17 protein-coding genes are annotated in these 14,978 nt (G+C 31.9%); 10 read left to right on the top strand and 7 right to left on the bottom strand.

What is annotated here, in order from left to right; translation table 11 throughout:
- Nucleotides 1-165: 165 nt before the first annotated feature.
- Complete coding sequence (locus tag SR63_RS00720; protein WP_147498323.1) at nt 166-1,347, top strand: NifS family cysteine desulfurase; 1,182 nt, start codon at nt 166-168, stop codon at nt 1,345-1,347.
- A 9-nt stretch (nt 1,348-1,356) separates the two neighbouring features.
- A complete protein-coding gene (locus tag SR63_RS00715; protein ID WP_002840050.1) occupies nt 1,357-2,328 on the top strand; it encodes an iron-sulfur cluster assembly scaffold protein NifU in 972 nt (323 codons plus the stop codon).
- A gap of 23 nt (nt 2,329-2,351) precedes the next feature.
- Here the strand turns inward: SR63_RS00715 and SR63_RS00710 are convergent, their stop codons facing one another.
- Together SR63_RS00710 and SR63_RS00705 are read right to left on the bottom strand one after the other, a co-directional pair.
- Nucleotides 2,352-4,235, bottom strand: a complete 1,884-nt coding sequence (locus SR63_RS00710) for a mechanosensitive ion channel family protein (RefSeq protein ID WP_002866376.1) — start codon at nt 4,233-4,235, stop codon at nt 2,352-2,354.
- Nucleotides 4,232-4,867, bottom strand: coding sequence for a carbonic anhydrase (locus tag SR63_RS00705; protein WP_002851887.1), 636 nt, complete (start codon nt 4,865-4,867; stop codon nt 4,232-4,234). Before SR63_RS00705 ends, SR63_RS00710 begins: the two co-directional genes overlap by 4 nt.
- 159 nt (nt 4,868-5,026) lie before the next feature.
- Between SR63_RS00705 and SR63_RS00700 the strand changes: the two genes are divergently transcribed.
- From SR63_RS00700 to SR63_RS00670, 7 genes are all read left to right on the top strand, one after another.
- Nucleotides 5,027-5,722 (top strand): Bax inhibitor-1/YccA family protein, encoded by a 696-nt coding sequence (locus tag SR63_RS00700; protein WP_002851668.1) that lies wholly within the window; start codon nt 5,027-5,029, stop codon nt 5,720-5,722.
- A gap of 103 nt (nt 5,723-5,825) precedes the next feature.
- Nucleotides 5,826-6,197: a preprotein translocase subunit SecG gene (gene secG, locus SR63_RS00695; RefSeq protein WP_002851915.1), complete on the top strand. Its 372-nt coding sequence runs from the start codon at nt 5,826-5,828 to the stop codon at nt 6,195-6,197.
- Between the two features lie 9 nt (nt 6,198-6,206).
- Nucleotides 6,207-6,770, top strand: a complete 564-nt coding sequence (gene frr, locus SR63_RS00690; RefSeq protein ID WP_002860618.1) for a ribosome recycling factor — start codon at nt 6,207-6,209, stop codon at nt 6,768-6,770.
- Nucleotides 6,771-6,772: 2 nt separating this feature from the next.
- A complete protein-coding gene (gene pyrE / locus SR63_RS00685) occupies nt 6,773-7,381 on the top strand; it encodes an orotate phosphoribosyltransferase (protein ID WP_002866374.1) in 609 nt (202 codons plus the stop codon).
- On the top strand, nt 7,382-7,792 hold the full coding sequence (locus SR63_RS00680) for an RDD family protein (RefSeq protein ID WP_002866373.1): 411 nt from the start codon (nt 7,382-7,384) through the stop codon (nt 7,790-7,792).
- 13 nt (nt 7,793-7,805) lie between these two features.
- Entirely contained in the window at nt 7,806-8,828 is a 1,023-nt protein-coding gene (locus tag SR63_RS00675; RefSeq protein WP_002851758.1) for a ribonucleotide-diphosphate reductase subunit beta, read from the top strand.
- A complete protein-coding gene (locus SR63_RS00670) occupies nt 8,815-10,188 on the top strand; it encodes a nicotinate phosphoribosyltransferase (RefSeq protein WP_012006633.1) in 1,374 nt (457 codons plus the stop codon). The genes SR63_RS00675 and SR63_RS00670 overlap by 14 nt, the downstream gene beginning before the upstream one ends.
- Here the strand turns inward: SR63_RS00670 and SR63_RS00665 are convergent.
- Nucleotides 10,157-10,705: a gamma carbonic anhydrase family protein gene (locus tag SR63_RS00665; protein WP_002851622.1), complete on the bottom strand. Its 549-nt coding sequence runs from the start codon at nt 10,703-10,705 to the stop codon at nt 10,157-10,159. The two genes, SR63_RS00670 and SR63_RS00665, sit on opposite strands and share 32 nt — an antisense overlap.
- 88 nt (nt 10,706-10,793) lie before the next feature.
- On the opposite strand from SR63_RS00665, the gene SR63_RS00660 reads away from it, so the two are divergent.
- Complete coding sequence (locus SR63_RS00660) at nt 10,794-11,423, top strand: protein-L-isoaspartate(D-aspartate) O-methyltransferase (RefSeq protein ID WP_002851780.1); 630 nt, start codon at nt 10,794-10,796, stop codon at nt 11,421-11,423.
- 19 nt (nt 11,424-11,442) lie between these two features.
- On the opposite strand, the gene SR63_RS00655 is transcribed toward SR63_RS00660, so the two are convergent.
- From SR63_RS00655 to argC, 4 genes are read right to left on the bottom strand one after another with little or no spacing between them, the layout of a single operon-like run.
- Nucleotides 11,443-12,630 (bottom strand): aspartate aminotransferase family protein, encoded by a 1,188-nt coding sequence (locus SR63_RS00655; RefSeq protein ID WP_002866370.1) that lies wholly within the window; start codon nt 12,628-12,630, stop codon nt 11,443-11,445.
- 3 nt (nt 12,631-12,633) lie between these two features.
- A complete protein-coding gene (gene argB / locus SR63_RS00650) occupies nt 12,634-13,479 on the bottom strand; it encodes an acetylglutamate kinase (RefSeq protein ID WP_072238664.1) in 846 nt (281 codons plus the stop codon).
- A gap of 3 nt (nt 13,480-13,482) precedes the next feature.
- Nucleotides 13,483-13,929 (bottom strand): GNAT family N-acetyltransferase, encoded by a 447-nt coding sequence (locus SR63_RS00645; protein WP_002857401.1) that lies wholly within the window; start codon nt 13,927-13,929, stop codon nt 13,483-13,485.
- Nucleotides 13,930-13,938: 9 nt separating this feature from the next.
- On the bottom strand, nt 13,939-14,967 hold the full coding sequence (gene argC / locus SR63_RS00640; protein ID WP_002866368.1) for an N-acetyl-gamma-glutamyl-phosphate reductase: 1,029 nt from the start codon (nt 14,965-14,967) through the stop codon (nt 13,939-13,941).
- Nucleotides 14,968-14,978 lie beyond the last annotated feature (11 nt).

Below are 14,978 nucleotides of genomic sequence, written 5' to 3'. Positions count from 1 at the left end.
TTGCTATATAAAATTCACAAAATATTTCACTTTAAAATTTTACTTTAGCATTTTATTTTTGTTATAATTTTTAACCTAATTTTTATAAATTTTTGTTATTATCCGTTTTCAAATAAAGATAAAAAATATCCTAATTAAAATTAAGGATAAATTAAGGATTTTAAAGTGAAAGTATATTTAGATAACAACGCAACGACAATGCTTGATCCTAATGCTTATGAGTTGATGCTACCTTTTTTAAAGGATATGTATGGAAATCCAAATAGCCTTCATCAATATGGTAGCGCAACACATCCTGCCTTAAGAGAAGCTTTGGATAAACTTTATGCAGGACTTGGAGCAAATGACCTAGATGACATAGTTGTAACCTCCTGTGCGACAGAAAGCATTAACTGGGTGCTTAAGGGTGTGTATTTTGATCATATTTTAGATAAAGAACGCAATGAAGTGATTATTTCTAGCGTAGAACACCCTGCCGTTGCTGCTGCTGCTTATTTTTTAAAAAGTCTTGGAGTAAAAGTCATAGAACTTCCTGTAAATGAAGAAGGGGTTTCTACTGTAGAAGATTTGCGTAAAGTGATTAGCGATAAAACAGCGCTTGTAAGTGTTATGTGGGCAAATAATGAAACAGGTATGATTTTTGATATTAAAGCGATGGCAGAACTTGCGCATGAATTTGGTGCTCTTTTTCATACGGATGCTACTCAAGCAGTAGGTAAAATAAAGGTTAATTTAACTCAAGTAGGAGTTGATTTTGCTTCATTTTCGGCACATAAATTTCATGGACCAAAGGGTGTGGGTGGACTTTTTATAAAAAAAGGACTTAAACTTACTCCACTTTTACACGGTGGAGAACACATGGGTGGTCGTAGAAGCGGAACTTTAAATGTACCTTACATGGTGGCTATGGGCGAGGCTTTGCGTATTGCAAATACTATGCTTGATTTTGAAGATTCTCATATACGCCGTTTAAGAGATAAACTAGAAGATCAAATTTTAGCTTTACCTGATACAACAGTGGTTGGAAAAAGGGAACACCGTGTGCCTAATACAATCTTAGCAAGTATTAAAGGCGTTGAAGGCGAAGCGATGCTTTGGGATTTAAATAAAAATGGTATAGCTGCAAGTACGGGCTCAGCCTGTGCAAGCGAAGCTTTAGAAAGCAATCCTATTATGGAAGCTATCGGTGCGGAACATGATTTAGCGCACACAGCTTTAAGACTTTCTTTGTCACGTTTTAACACTGAAGAAGAAATTGATTATGCAGCAAAACAAATTAAAAATGCAACACAGAGATTAAGAGCAATTTCTTGCACTTATGCTTATAATCCAAATAATTACAAATAAGGATGAAAAATGGGAAAAAATAGTTTAATTGGTGGATCCATTTGGGATGAGTATTCACAAAAAGTTCAAGATAGAATGAATAATCCTCAACATATGGGAGAATTTAGTGAAGAAGATGCTAAAGCACGCAATGCAAAATTGATCGTAGCTGATTTTGGCGCAGAAAGTTGCGGCGATGCGGTAAGACTTTTTTGGCTTGTAGATGAAAAAACTGATAAAATTATCGATGCAAAATTTAAAAGTTTTGGTTGTGGTACAGCTATAGCAAGTAGTGATACTATGGTGGATCTTTGTATAGGAAAAACTGTAGATGAAGCAGTAAAAATCACAAATTTAGATGTGGAATTTGCTATGCGTGATAATCCAGAAACTCCAGCTGTTCCACCTCAAAAAATGCACTGTTCGGTTATGGCTTATGATGTAATCAAACAAGCAGCAGCGCATTATAAAGGTATAAGTCCTGAAGATTTTGAAGATCAAATTATAGTTTGCGAGTGCGCTAGGGTAAGTCTTGGAACTATTAAAGAAGTGATTAAACTTAATGATTTGCATAGCGTAGAAGAAATCACACAATATACTAAAGCGGGTGCTTTTTGTAAATCCTGTATCAAACCAGGCGGACATGAAAAAAGAGATTATTACCTTGTAGATATTTTAGCTGAAACTAGAGCTGAAATAGATAGAGAAAAACTCAAAAATACAATGAAAAGTGATGTGGCTTTTGATGAAATGACCGTAGTGGGACAATTAAAAGCAGTTGAAAGTGTTTTAGATGCTGAAATTCGCCCTATGCTTCATAATGATGGTGGAGATTTGGAAGTGATTGATATACAAAAGGCTGAAGGTGCAGCAATTGATGTTTATATTCGTTATCTTGGTGCTTGTAGTGGTTGTTCTAGTGGAAGTGGTGCAACACTTTATGCTATTGAAACAATTTTACAAGAAGAATTAAGTCCAAATATACGCGTTATGCCAGTTTAAAAAAATAGCAAGATAAAATCTTGCTATTTTATAGCTTTTGCTTGCAAATCAAGGGGTGGTAAATTTTCTATATAAATACTACGACTTGGGAAAGCAAAGGTTAAACCATTTTTTTCAATTATACGCATAAACTCAAGCATTAAACTTTGTCTAGCTTCTCTAAAATCTTTTCCGCCTATTTCTTTGGTATAAAAATAAAGCTCTATATTAATACTACTATCTGCAAATTCACTTAAAGCCACATAACAAGCATTTTTATAGCCTTCTAAATCATTAATAGATACAAGATTTTGACGATATTTTGTTGTATGATCGCCATATTTTAATGCGCTATCCTCATCGTGAGCTACTAAATCACTTGTATGCAAAAATTCTCTTAGATCTTTTACACATTGTTCTAGTTTTTCAGGAGTAGCATCATAACCAACACCCAAATACATTCTAACATGGCGACCCATGCGTCTTTTGCTCCAATTTTTGATATTAGCTCCCATAATAGTTGAATTTGGTAAAAATACAAGACAATTATCAAAAGTTCTAATAGTAGTTTTTCTAAGTCCTGTTTCAACCACGGTTCCTTCTATGCCTGAAACCTCTACCCAATCTCCTTGATTAAAGCTATTATCAAAAAGTAAGAGTATAGAAGCAAAGAAATTTGCAATGATATCTTTCGCCGCTAAAGCAACAGCTAAACCACCAATTCCCAAAGATGCAATAATAGCCGAAATATTAAAACCAAGTTGAGCAAGAATATATAATAAAGCTATGATAATAATGACAAAATATAAAATTTTAATAATTAAATTTACAACTTCTTTTTTTCCACTTTTTTGAGCAAGTTTAGAAACCAATACCACGCCATAACCATCAAGCATTCTTAAAATAAGCCATGCAATTAAAACTGCATAAACTATATGAAAAAAATTACTTAAATTTACACTCAAAGGTGCAGGATAAGTTGCTATAGTAAGACAAAGAGAAATAGCATAGACAATCAACAAGAAACCTACGGGTTTTTTAATATTCTCAATAAAAATGACTTTAATATCATCTACATCATTTTTATTTCTATAAAAAAGCTGAACAAGGAAAAAATATACTATATTTGCAAAAAAACGTCTTAAAGATATAAAAAATACTAAAACCAAAGCAGAAATTACTATTTTTCCGATATTAACAAAACTTACCCCAATTGCCTCATTTATACGATCTATCCAAACTTGAAGCTCGAGTAATGAAAAAATATAATTACTTTCAAGCAAATCTGCATTTGAGCGTAAATACTTAAGAATTTCAGAATAAGAATCTACAGCATTACTGATATATCTTTCTTTTAGGGTAATTTTTTCTAATTCTTCTGGATTTGTAATTTTGCTTTTAAAACTATCTAAATTAACATTAGAAGAATTTTGTAAATTTTCCATTGCCTTATCAACAGTAGCAATCAAATCTTCACTGCTTGCTGTATTTTTAAAAAGTTTTTCCACTTCAAACAAAGAAGAATAAAAACTTTCCACAATATTAAAATAAACTAGATTAAGAGTAGCATCTGTATAAATATAAGGCTTATTAATATTCTTTTTTTGAACATCTAGTAATTTTTCTTTTGCTTTTAAAAATCTAGCCACTGCCTCTTCATTAATCTTTTGTCCTACTATCATATCGGGTATTTTTGCTAAAATAGTCTTTTTGTCTTTTTCAAATTCACTTAAAATACCATTAAAAGTGCTTGAATTTTCATCATTGTTTTTCTTAAATTCTTTAATTTGATTGTTAAGATCAACATATTTTTCAACTAAAGCATAAATTCCTTCATCCTCTTTGCTAATATTTGCATCAATAAATTTAAATTCTTGTGCTCCAAGGTATAAAATAAAAAAACATAAACTAAAAATAATTTTTTTCATTGAACTTTCCTATCCTGTATTAAAGTAAAAATTTTTGCTTTAAAATCATACTCATAAATTTCACCTGTCTCTATAATATAATACCAAGCATGTACTTCTATTTTTCCTTCATCTAAAGCTTCTTGCACGCCTGGATAAGTAAGTATATTTTGCAAAGAATTTACTAAATTTAATTTTTCTGTAAGCCATGAACGCATAGCCAAATCGTCTCTTGCAAAAATCATCACATCTTTTTTTATCGGATCTAACATAGTAAGCCATTTTTTCACGTTAGGAATTTTATTTAACTCTTCATCAGAATAATAAAGAGCATTGCAACCTCCACAATTACTATGGCCACAAACGACGATATTTTTAATATGCAATGAATTTAAAGCATACTCTATTGCTGAAGTTGTCGCCAAGTAATCTTCTCCAACGCGATAAGGTGGAACTATATTTGCAATATTTCGTATTACAAAAAGCTCACCTGGACCCGTATTAGTGATCAAATTTGGAATTACTCTAGAATCAGAACAACCTATAAAAAGAGTATGGGGATTTTGCTTATTTTTTAGACTTTCAAAAAGTTCTTCATGCTCCTTAAAGTCTTCTTGCATAAACTTAATCGCACCGCTAATAAGATTTTCCATAAAACCAACCTGAAACTAAAATCTTGAAATTATAACAAAATTTCAGCAAAGATTTCATTTAAGCATAAGATATTATATAAATTAACTTTTTATTTAGTCTAATATGTTAGATTTCGCTCAAGATTTTAAAAAATCTAACAATTTTGCAAGGAGAATTTTATGAGTCTTTATGATAGAGACTACTCAAGATCAAAAGAATTTGAAAATACACGCTCAAGCGAATTAAGTATTTTTATTAAACAAACTTATCAACTTTTTGCTGCTTCATTATTAGCTGCAACAGTAGGTGCGTATGTAGGAATTTTTGCTTTAGCATCATTTTTTATACAATCACAAGTAACTTTTTGGATCCTTTTTGCTGTTGAAATCGGACTTTTATTTGCTTTGCAATGGAAAAAAAGAGAGGCTCCATTAAATCTTGTTTTACTTTTTGGTTTTACTTTCTGCTCAGGTTTAACGCTTACACCTTTACTTATTTCAGTTTTAGCTCTACCAGCTGGAGGAATTATCATCGCTCAAGCTTTTGCTTTAACAACAGTTGCTTTTGCAGGACTTAGTGTATTTGCTATGAATACAAAAAAAGATTTTACTGTTATGGGTAAAGCTTTATTTATAGTATTAATCGTTATTGTAGCAGCATCTTTACTAAACCTTTTCTTCCAAAGCAGTATAGTTAATCTAGCTATTTCAGCAGTAGCTGCAATATTATTTTCATTTTACATTCTTTATGATACGCAAAATATTATCCGCGGAAATTATGAAACTCCAATCGAAGGTGCAGTAGCACTTTATCTTGATTTTGTTAATCTTTTCGTATCTTTACTTAATATCTTAAGAAGCTTCAATAGCAGATAAGTTTTTGTGGGATTTTTCTCACAAAAACTTTTCAAGTTTCAAAACTTTTCAAGTTTTATTTAGCTAAAATAATCATTTAAAAATTAACTTTTAGGAAATTTCAATGATCACTCTTTTAATCATTTTACAATTTATCATCGTTGTAGTTATTTGTATAGCAGTTTTACTTCAAAAAAGTTCAAGTATAGGACTTGGAGCTTATAGTGGAAGCAATGAAAGTTTATTTGGTGCCAAAGGACCGGCTGGATTTTTGGCAAAATTTACCTTTGTCATGGGAATTTTACTTATTGCAAATACTATTGGTCTTGGTTATTTATACAATAAAGCTAGCAAGGACTCTCTAGCAGAGAAAATTAAAGTAGAAAACAACAACACTACTATTCCAAGTGCTCCTATTGTGCCTACTACCCCAAACACAAATTCTATCGCTCCAAGTGCACCACAACTTCCAAGCGATGTTAATTCAAGTAAATAATTAAAGGAAATGATAATGCTAAATGAAATTTTTAACAAACAAAAAACCCAAAGTGAAAAATCTTTAGAAGCCTTAAAAAAAGACTTTACCACTTTAAGAACTGGAAAAGTTAATACCCATATTTTAGATCATATTACAGTGGATTATTATGGAACTCAAACTCCTTTAAATCAAGTAGCAACTGTTTTAGCAAGTGATGCTTCAACTATTAGCATCACTCCTTGGGAAAAACCTTTACTAAAAACCATAGAAAGCGCTATTGCAGCTGCAAATATCGGTGTCAATCCAAACAATGACGGCGAAAGTGTAAAATTATTTTTCCCTCCGATGACTAGAGAGCAAAGAGAAGAAAACGTAAAGCAAGCTAAAGCTATGGGTGAAAAGGCAAAAGTTTCTATAAGAAATATACGCAAAGATGCCAACGATGCAGTTAAAAAACTAGAAAAAGATAAGGCAATAAGCGAAGATGAAGCAAAAAAAGCTTATGATGAAGTGCAAAAACTTACCGACACCTATACAACAAAAATTGATGAGAGTGTAAAAAGCAAAGAAAGTGAACTTTTAAAGGTTTAACGATGAATTTAGAACAAATTTATAAAGATTGTGGTGCTTATTTAGAAGGGCATTTTTTACTAAGTTCAGGTAAACATTCGCAATTTTATCTTCAAAGTGCAAAAGTTTTAGAGGATCCAAAATTAGCAGCAAAACTTTGTGATGAACTTGCAAAGATTATTGCAAGCTATAAGATAGAATTTGACAGCATTTGTTCTCCTGCTTTAGGTGGAATTTTAGCAGGTTATGAGCTTGCAAGAGCTTGTAGCAAACGTTTTATCTTCACTGAAAGAGTAAATAAAGAAATGACTTTAAGACGTGGTTTTGAAGTAAAAAAGGGTGAAAAATTTATAATTTGTGAAGATATCATTACTACAGGTGGTAGTGCTTTAGAGAGTGCAAAAATCATTGAAAGTTTAGGTGGCATTATTGTAGGTTTTGCAGCATTGGCAAATCGTGGTTTTTGTGCAGTAGAAAATTTAAAATCTCCAAGAAAAGATAATGCGAAATTACCTGAAAATTTACCACTCTTTACTCTAGGAAATTTTGAATTTGAAATTTATGATGAAACAAATTGTCCACTTTGTAAAAAAGGGAGTAAAGCTATAAAACCAGGAAGCCGTGGAAATTAAATGAAAACTAAAGCAAAAATTAGCTCTAGATGGCTAAGATTTAGAGCTTTGCTTATAGATATTTTTCTTATTTATGTTCCTATTTTGTATTTATTTTATTTTCTATTAGGCTCTAAAGAAGCTTTTTTAAACAACCATTTTATCACAACTTTATGTACTTTTTTATTTGGTTTGATTCAAGCTATTTTTTTAACAAAAAAGGCACAAAGCCCAGGTCTTAAAGCGTATGATTTATATCTTATTGATATAAAAACGGGAAAGAAGCTAAGTTTTCTTAGAATTTTACTAAGATATGTGATATTTATTATAAGTTTTGGCTTACTCTTTGGTTTATTTGTCAGTTTTATAAGAAAAGATCGTTTAAATTTACACGATATTTTAACTCAAAGTTGTATAGCTACTAAAGCATAAAGAAAGGTTAAAAATGCAAAGAAAAAGAATTTACAATCCAAGTTCAAACGAAACCCTAGGAGATCGTAAAGTTTTTGATGGTAACCCACATGGAATTTTAAATTTCACTAAGGCAAAATATACTTGGGCTTTAAAACTTTGGGATTTAATGGAGGCAAATACTTGGTTTCCAAAAGAAGTGGATACAACTAAAGATGCACTTGATTATCGCTGTAATTTAACTGCAGGTGAAAAAAGAATGTATGATTTGGTTTGGAGTCAGCTTATTTCTATGGATAGTTTTCAAACCAATAATTTAGCAGACAATATCAACCCTTACATCACAGCTCCTGAAATCAATGCGGTTTTGGCACGCCAAGCTTATGAAGAGGCAAACCATTCAAAATCTTATGCTGTTATGGTAGAAGCGATTTGCGATAATACAGATTTGATTTATGAAATGGAAAAGCATGATGAAACTTTGCGTGAAAAAAATGACTTTATTTCAAGCATTTATGAAGAATTAGCAGGCGATGTAGATGATAATAAACTTCTTTTAGCTATGGTGGCAAATCAAATTTTAGAAGGAGTATATTTTTATAGTGGTTTTACTGCTATTTACGCACTTGCGCGTGCAGGAAAAATGCTAGGTTCAGCACAAATGATCCGCTTTATCCAAAGAGATGAAATCACACATCTTTTATTATTTCAAAATATGATCAATTCAGTACGCAAAGAAAGACCCGATTTATTCCATGATGAAAATATCAATAAAATTTATGATATGTTTAAAAAAGCTGGAGATCTTGAGATCAAATGGGGTAAATACATCACTCAAAATCAAATCATGGGCTTTACTGATGATATCATAGAAGAATACATCCATTATCTTGTAGATCAAAGATTAAGTGCGATCAATTTAGATAAGTTATACAATGCAAAACATCCCATTAAATGGGTGGATGATTTTTCAAAATTTAACGATCAAAAGAGCAATTTCTTTGAAAGTAAAGTAACGAATTATTCTAAGGGTAGTATAAGCTTTGATGATTTCTAAAACTTCTTTAGCCTTGCTTTGTGATTTTTATGAATTTACAATGTCTCAAGGCTATTTCAAAAACAATAAAAAAGATCAAATTTGTTATTTTGATATATTTTTTAGAAAAATTCCAGATTCAGGTTCTTTTGCTATTTTTGCAGGTCTTGAAGATATTTTAGACTTTGTTGAAAATTTGAGTTTTGATACAGAAGATATAGAATTTTTAAGAAAACAAGGTATTTTTGATACAGAATTTTTAGATTTTTTATCTAGCTTTAAATTTAAAGGCGAGATTTATGCCATGCGTGAAGGAGAAGTGATTTTTCCAAATGAACCTTTACTTTGCGTTAAAGCTACAACTATAGAAGCACAGCTTTTAGAAACTTTTTTACTTTTAAGTTTAAACCACCAAAGCCTTATTGCTACCAAAACCAATCGTATCGTGCGTGCAGCTAAAGACAGTAAAATTTTAGAATTTGGTTCACGCAGAGCACAAGGAAGTGAAGCAGCCTTAAAAGGAGCAAGAGCAGCTTTTATAGGAGGTTGCATAGGAAGTGCTTGTACTTTAGCAGGAAAAATTTATAATATCCCTATCAATGGAACTATGGCACATTCTTGGGTGCAAATGTTTGAAAATGAACTTGAAGCTTTTAAAGCTTATGTGAAAATTTATCCAAAAAATCCTGTTTTTTTGATCGATACTTATGATTGTCTAAATAGCGGACTTAAAAATGCGATTAAAGTTTTTAAAGAATTTGGTATCCAAGAAGGCGGTGTGAGAATAGATTCTGGAAATTTGCTTGAGTTGAGTTTGAAAATCAGACAAGAACTTGATCAAGCAGGACTTCAAAAATGTAAAATCATAGTTTCTAACGCCCTTGATGAATGGAGTATTAAAAAACTCAAAGAACAAAATGCACCTATTGATATCTTTGGTGTAGGCGAAAGATTGATCACTGCTTCAAGCGATCCTATTTTTAGTTGCGTTTATAAACTCGCAGCCTTAGAAGATCAAGGCATAAAACCTAAAATCAAAATCAGCGAAAATAACGAAAAATCAACCCTACCTCATTTTAAAAAGCTTTTTAGGGTTTATGATAAAAACACGCAAAAAATCCTTTTTGATGAGCTTTATGTTTTTGACGAAAACCCAAATCAAGATGAAAATTTAGAACGCAAAGAACTTTTAGAATTAGTCTACAAAGAAAAAAGACTTCTTAAAAAGTCATCTTTAAATACTATTCAAGATTATACAAAAGAGCAAATTTCAAAACTCGATGAGAGTTTTTTAGATCTTGATCGTTTTGTGAAATTTGAAGTAAAACTCTCGCCTAAACTTCAAAATATCACTGAAGATCTTTTAAAAACTCGTTTTTAAAATCCACATAATTTAAAGCGGATTGTTTTAGAAAGCTGACTTCTTCATCGTTTAATTCACGCACAAATTTTGCAGGATTTCCAAGTATCAAAGAGCGTGGCGGAAATTTTTTACCCTTTGTTACAACGCTTCCAGCACCCACTATGCTATCTTCTTCTATCAAAGCATTATCCATGATAACAGCATTCATTCCGATTAAAACACGATTTTTTATCACACAAGCATGGATAACGCAATTATGTCCTATAGTTACATCATCTCCTATTATTGTAGGAAAACCAGCGTCTTTTAACTTTCCTTTTTCATCAAATTCCCTATGCCAAACATGGACTGTGCTAAGATCTTGAATATTGGTTCTTTTGCCAATTTTTATAAAATTAACATCGGCTCTTAAAACACAATTAAACCAAATACTACTTTCATCTCCTATTTCTATTTCTCCTATGATTTTAGCGCCCTCTGCAACAAAAACATTTTGACCTAATTTAGGACTATGATTTTTAAATTTTATAAGCATTTTTTTCCTTTTTATTTAAGTATAGCTAAGTTTAACTCTATTTCAACTTTTTTAGTTACAATTTTTATTTAAATTTATAGGAGAAGTAATGAACGCATTTGAACAAAAAAGATGTCAAAATATGGCTGAAGAAATTGCACAAAAAGTTTTTATCAATGAAGAACTTTTTAATGCTTTTTGCCAAATTCCGCGTGAAATTTTTTCTCCTTTAAAAGCTCATGCTTATCGCCTTGATGCTTTGCCTTTGGCAAATTCTCAATGGATTAGTTCACCTTTAACTGTGGCTAAAATGACTATGGCTTTAGATTTTAAAAATGCTGATAGTATTTTAGAGATAGGTTGTGGAAGTGGCTATCAAGCTGCGATTTTAAGCAAAGTCATAAGGCGTGTTTTTACCATAGAACGCATAGAAAATTTAGCCAAAAAAGCCGCTCAAACTTTCAGAGAATTAGAACTTTTTAATATCAATGTAAAATTTGATGATGGGCAAAATGGCTGGAAAAATTATGCTCCTTATGATAGGATTTTATTTTCTGCTTATGCGACACAAATTCCTGAAATTTTACTCGATCAATTAAGTGATGACGGGATTTTAGTCGCTCCTATTTTACACAATGGCAAACAATTCATCACACGCCTTAGAAAAAATGGCACAAATTTACAAAAAGAAATTTTAGAAGAATGTTTATTTGTGCCTATAGTAGATGGGAAAGAATAAACTTTTTTTACAAAATTTATTAAAAACTCTTTAGAGCCTTTCTTAACTTTTCACTCATTTCATCAATATGTTCTTTTTGCAAAATCAAAGGAGGTAAAAATCTCAAATCATTCTCCCCGCAACTTATCAGTAAAAGTGCATTTTCTTGGCATTTTTGAATGACCTTAGCTACTTTTACATTTTTATCAAGACTCAGCCCTTGCATAAACCCTAAGCCTTTGCGTTTTTTACAAAAATCAAATTCTTTGATCAACTCATCTAAACTTTGCTCTAAATAAGGCGTGAGTTTATTGACATTTTCTAAAATTTTTTCTTCTTTAAAAATTTCAAAAACCGCATTCACTCCTGCACAAACCAAAGGATTTCCTCCATAAGTGCTTCCATGATCACCCGCTTCTAAAGAATTGCTTGCTACTTTTTGATTTATTACAAAAGCACCCACACTAAGCCCACAACCTAAGGCCTTAGCCGAAGTCATGATATCGGGTAAAATTTGCGCGTGCTCATAGGCAAAAAATTTTCCACTTCTACCCATGCCACATTGAATTTCATCAGCGATTAATAATATATCTTTTTCATCGCAAAGCTTTCTTAAGGCTTTGTAAAAATCTTTATTTGCAGGATTTATCCCACCTTCTCCTTGCACGCTTTCTAAGATAATAGCGCAAGTTTTTTCATTCACCAATTTTTCAACGCTTGAAATATCATTATATTTTGCAAATTTAACCCCTGAAATTAAAGGTTTAAAAGGCTTTTGATATTTTTCATTAGCAGTAAGCGATAAAGCCCCTAAAGTACGCCCATGAAAAGAATGCTTAAAAGCGATAAATTGTCCACCCTTAATACCTTTGTTAAAGGCGTATTTTCTAGCTGTTTTCATCGCTCCTTCTATACTTTCTGTACCAGAATTTGTAAAAAAAACACGCTCTAAAGCACTAGCTTTGGCTAAATTTTTAGCTGCAGCGGCTATGTTTTCATTATAATATAAATTGCTAGTATGCAAAAGCTTATCCACTTGCGCTTTGATTTTGGCATTAAATTTAGCATGATTATATCCTAAAGCACAAACACCTATGCCGCTTGAAAAATCAAGATATTTTTTAGCCTTATCGTCAAAAAGATAAACCCCCTGCCCTTTTTCTAAAACTATATCAAAACGCTTATAGGTAGGGATAATATGACTTTGTTCTTTATAATCCATTTTCATCCTTTAACCCACCAAAGTACCTATACCTTCATCGGTAAAAAACTCAAGCAACAAAGAATGTTTCACACGCCCATCTAAAATATGTACCTTTTTGACTCCATTTTCACAAGCATCAATGCAAGATTTTAATTTTACATGCATACCACCTTCTATTTTGGGGGCTAAAATTTTAGCTTGTTCAAGGCTGATTTTAGAAATCAAAGAATTTTTATCATTAAAATCCTCATAAAGCCCTGCAGTATCAGTTAAAAAAGCAAGTTTTTCAGCCCTTAAAGCCTTAGCGATCGAACAAGCTGCGTCATCAGCGTTGATATTATAAGTATTAAAATTCTCATCCATACCAATAGGAGTAATGATAGGTAAAAAATCCTTTTCTAAAAGCTCTTCTAAAATTTTAGAATTTACCTTTTGTATCGTGCCAACAAAAGCTAAATTTTCATCTTTTTTCACACATTCTAAAAGCGCGCCATCTTTACCACAAAGCCCTATGGCTTTAACTCCTAAATTTTGCAAACTATGGACTAAATTTTTATTGATATGATTTAAAACCATACTGGCTACTTCAGTAGTGGCTTTATCACTAACTCTAAGACCGTTTTTAAACTCACTCTTTACGCCTAATTTTTCACACATAGCAGAAATATCTTTTCCCCCACCATGTACGATGATAGGCTTTAAACCCACAAGTTTTAAAAGAGCTATATCTTGCATCACGCAATGCTTTAGCTCTTCATTTTCCATAGCTGATCCGCCGTATTTTATAAGTATAATCTTGGAATTAAATTTGCGTATATAAGGCAAAGCTTCGATTAAGACATTGGCTTTTTCTAAATATTTTTGCATGATCATTCCTTAAGCATTAAAGCTGGTTTGATTATACTCATTTAAAGAAAGATCGTAATAATTCGCATCCTCTCTTAAAGTAAAACCATAATGTTTCCAAAACTCATTGCCTAAATCATTGTTTTTAAAAGCGATTAAGGCGATTTTATTGATCTTTTGAGCTTTTAAGGCCTCAAGACAAAATTTTGTCATCTCGTGTGCTATACCCTTTTTTCTATGATCTTTATGCACACATACATGATAAAATCCCCCTGTGCGTCCATCATGCCCGCAAAGTATGCTTCCTACAATTTCTTCACCAAGCACTGCTACAACACTAAGATCTGGGTTTCTATCTAAAAAATTTTCTATATTTTCTTTGCTATCATCAATGCTTCTTATCCCAAAGCCTTTTATCTCGCACCAAAGCTTATAAACGGCTTCATAATCGCTTTTTTGCATAGCTCGTATTAACATTTTTATCCTTTACAAATTTGCAAAGAATTTAAGTCCTTCATCTTCATCAAAATCAAACATTAAATTCATATTTTGAACAGCTTGTCCTGCTGCACCTTTGATTAAATTATCAATAGCACCAAGCACAATAACACGCTTTGTGCGTTGATCTACACTAAAATTTATATCCGCAAAATTGCTTGATTTAACCCACCGAGTCTGCGGAAGCGACTGCGGCGGTAAAAGCCTTATGAATTTATTGTTTTGATAGTATTTTGTATAAATATCGCGTATATCTTGTTCTTGCAAGTCCTCTTTTAAATTTGCATAAGCACTGATTAAAATTCCTCTTTGCATAGGTACAAGGTGAGGGGTAAATTGTAGAGTGATTTTCTCTTTGGCTGCATAGCTTAAATGCTCTTCAATTTCAGGAGTATGGCGGTGCGAAGCCAAACCATAAGCTTTGATATTTTCATTAACTTCACAAAAAAGATTTTCCACCTTAGCACTTCTTCCTGCTCCACTTACTCCACTTTTTGCATCAATGATAACTGAATTAAAATCAATGATCTTTTCTTTAAAAAGCGGATAAAGACTTAAGATAGAACAGGTGGTATAGCAACCTGGATTTGCCACCAAACTTGCTTTTTTTATCTCTTCTTTATAAAGCTCGCAAAGTCCATAAACTGCATTTTGCAAAAGCTCTTGATTAGGATGAGTGAATTTATACCAAAGCTCATAATCTTTAGGATTTTTAAGACGAAAATCCGCACTTAAATCAATGATTTTCATCTTTTTTAACAAATTCTCATTTAAAAGCTTAGCACTAAATTCATGCGGAGTAGCCAAAAACAAAAGATCAAGTTCAAGTTCATCTAAATTTTTGTTTTCAAAACATAAATTTAAAGGGGTATTAGGATAAAGATCTTGATAATTTTGCCCCACGCTAGAACTCGAACCTAAATAAGAAATTTCAACTTTGGGATGATTAAGCAAAATGCGTACAAGCTCATTGCCCGCATAACCACTCGCTCCTAAAATCCCAACTTTTATTTTCATCTTTATCCTTT

This window comes from Campylobacter sp. 2014D-0259 (assembly GCF_008000505.1).
GTDB classification, from domain to species: domain Bacteria; phylum Campylobacterota; class Campylobacteria; order Campylobacterales; family Campylobacteraceae; genus Campylobacter_D; species Campylobacter_D jejuni.
Note: the sequence above shows the minus strand (reverse complement) of the source record. Positions and strands in the feature narration are given on the sequence as shown.

What these genes read in the sequence shown, in the direction of transcription:
- SR63_RS00715 (WP_002840050.1), top strand. Translation starts at nt 1,357, where the DNA reads ATGGGAAAAAATAGTTTAATTGGTGGATCCATTTGGGATGAGTATTCA.
- SR63_RS00710 (WP_002866376.1), bottom strand. Translation starts at nt 4,235, where the DNA reads ATGAAAAAAATTATTTTTAGTTTATGTTTTTTTATTTTATACCTTGGA.
- SR63_RS00705 (WP_002851887.1), bottom strand. Translation starts at nt 4,867, where the DNA reads ATGGAAAATCTTATTAGCGGTGCGATTAAGTTTATGCAAGAAGACTTT.
- SR63_RS00700 (WP_002851668.1), top strand. Translation starts at nt 5,027, where the DNA reads ATGAGTCTTTATGATAGAGACTACTCAAGATCAAAAGAATTTGAAAAT.
- secG (WP_002851915.1), top strand. Translation starts at nt 5,826, where the DNA reads ATGATCACTCTTTTAATCATTTTACAATTTATCATCGTTGTAGTTATT.
- frr (WP_002860618.1), top strand. Translation starts at nt 6,207, where the DNA reads ATGATAATGCTAAATGAAATTTTTAACAAACAAAAAACCCAAAGTGAA.
- pyrE (WP_002866374.1), top strand. Translation starts at nt 6,773, where the DNA reads ATGAATTTAGAACAAATTTATAAAGATTGTGGTGCTTATTTAGAAGGG.
- SR63_RS00680 (WP_002866373.1), top strand. Translation starts at nt 7,382, where the DNA reads ATGAAAACTAAAGCAAAAATTAGCTCTAGATGGCTAAGATTTAGAGCT.
- SR63_RS00675 (WP_002851758.1), top strand. Translation starts at nt 7,806, where the DNA reads ATGCAAAGAAAAAGAATTTACAATCCAAGTTCAAACGAAACCCTAGGA.
- SR63_RS00665 (WP_002851622.1), bottom strand. Translation starts at nt 10,705, where the DNA reads ATGCTTATAAAATTTAAAAATCATAGTCCTAAATTAGGTCAAAATGTT.
- SR63_RS00660 (WP_002851780.1), top strand. Translation starts at nt 10,794, where the DNA reads ATGAACGCATTTGAACAAAAAAGATGTCAAAATATGGCTGAAGAAATT.
- SR63_RS00655 (WP_002866370.1), bottom strand. Translation starts at nt 12,630, where the DNA reads ATGAAAATGGATTATAAAGAACAAAGTCATATTATCCCTACCTATAAG.
- argB (WP_072238664.1), bottom strand. Translation starts at nt 13,479, where the DNA reads ATGATCATGCAAAAATATTTAGAAAAAGCCAATGTCTTAATCGAAGCT.
- SR63_RS00645 (WP_002857401.1), bottom strand. Translation starts at nt 13,929, where the DNA reads ATGTTAATACGAGCTATGCAAAAAAGCGATTATGAAGCCGTTTATAAG.
- argC (WP_002866368.1), bottom strand. Translation starts at nt 14,967, where the DNA reads ATGAAAATAAAAGTTGGGATTTTAGGAGCGAGTGGTTATGCGGGCAAT.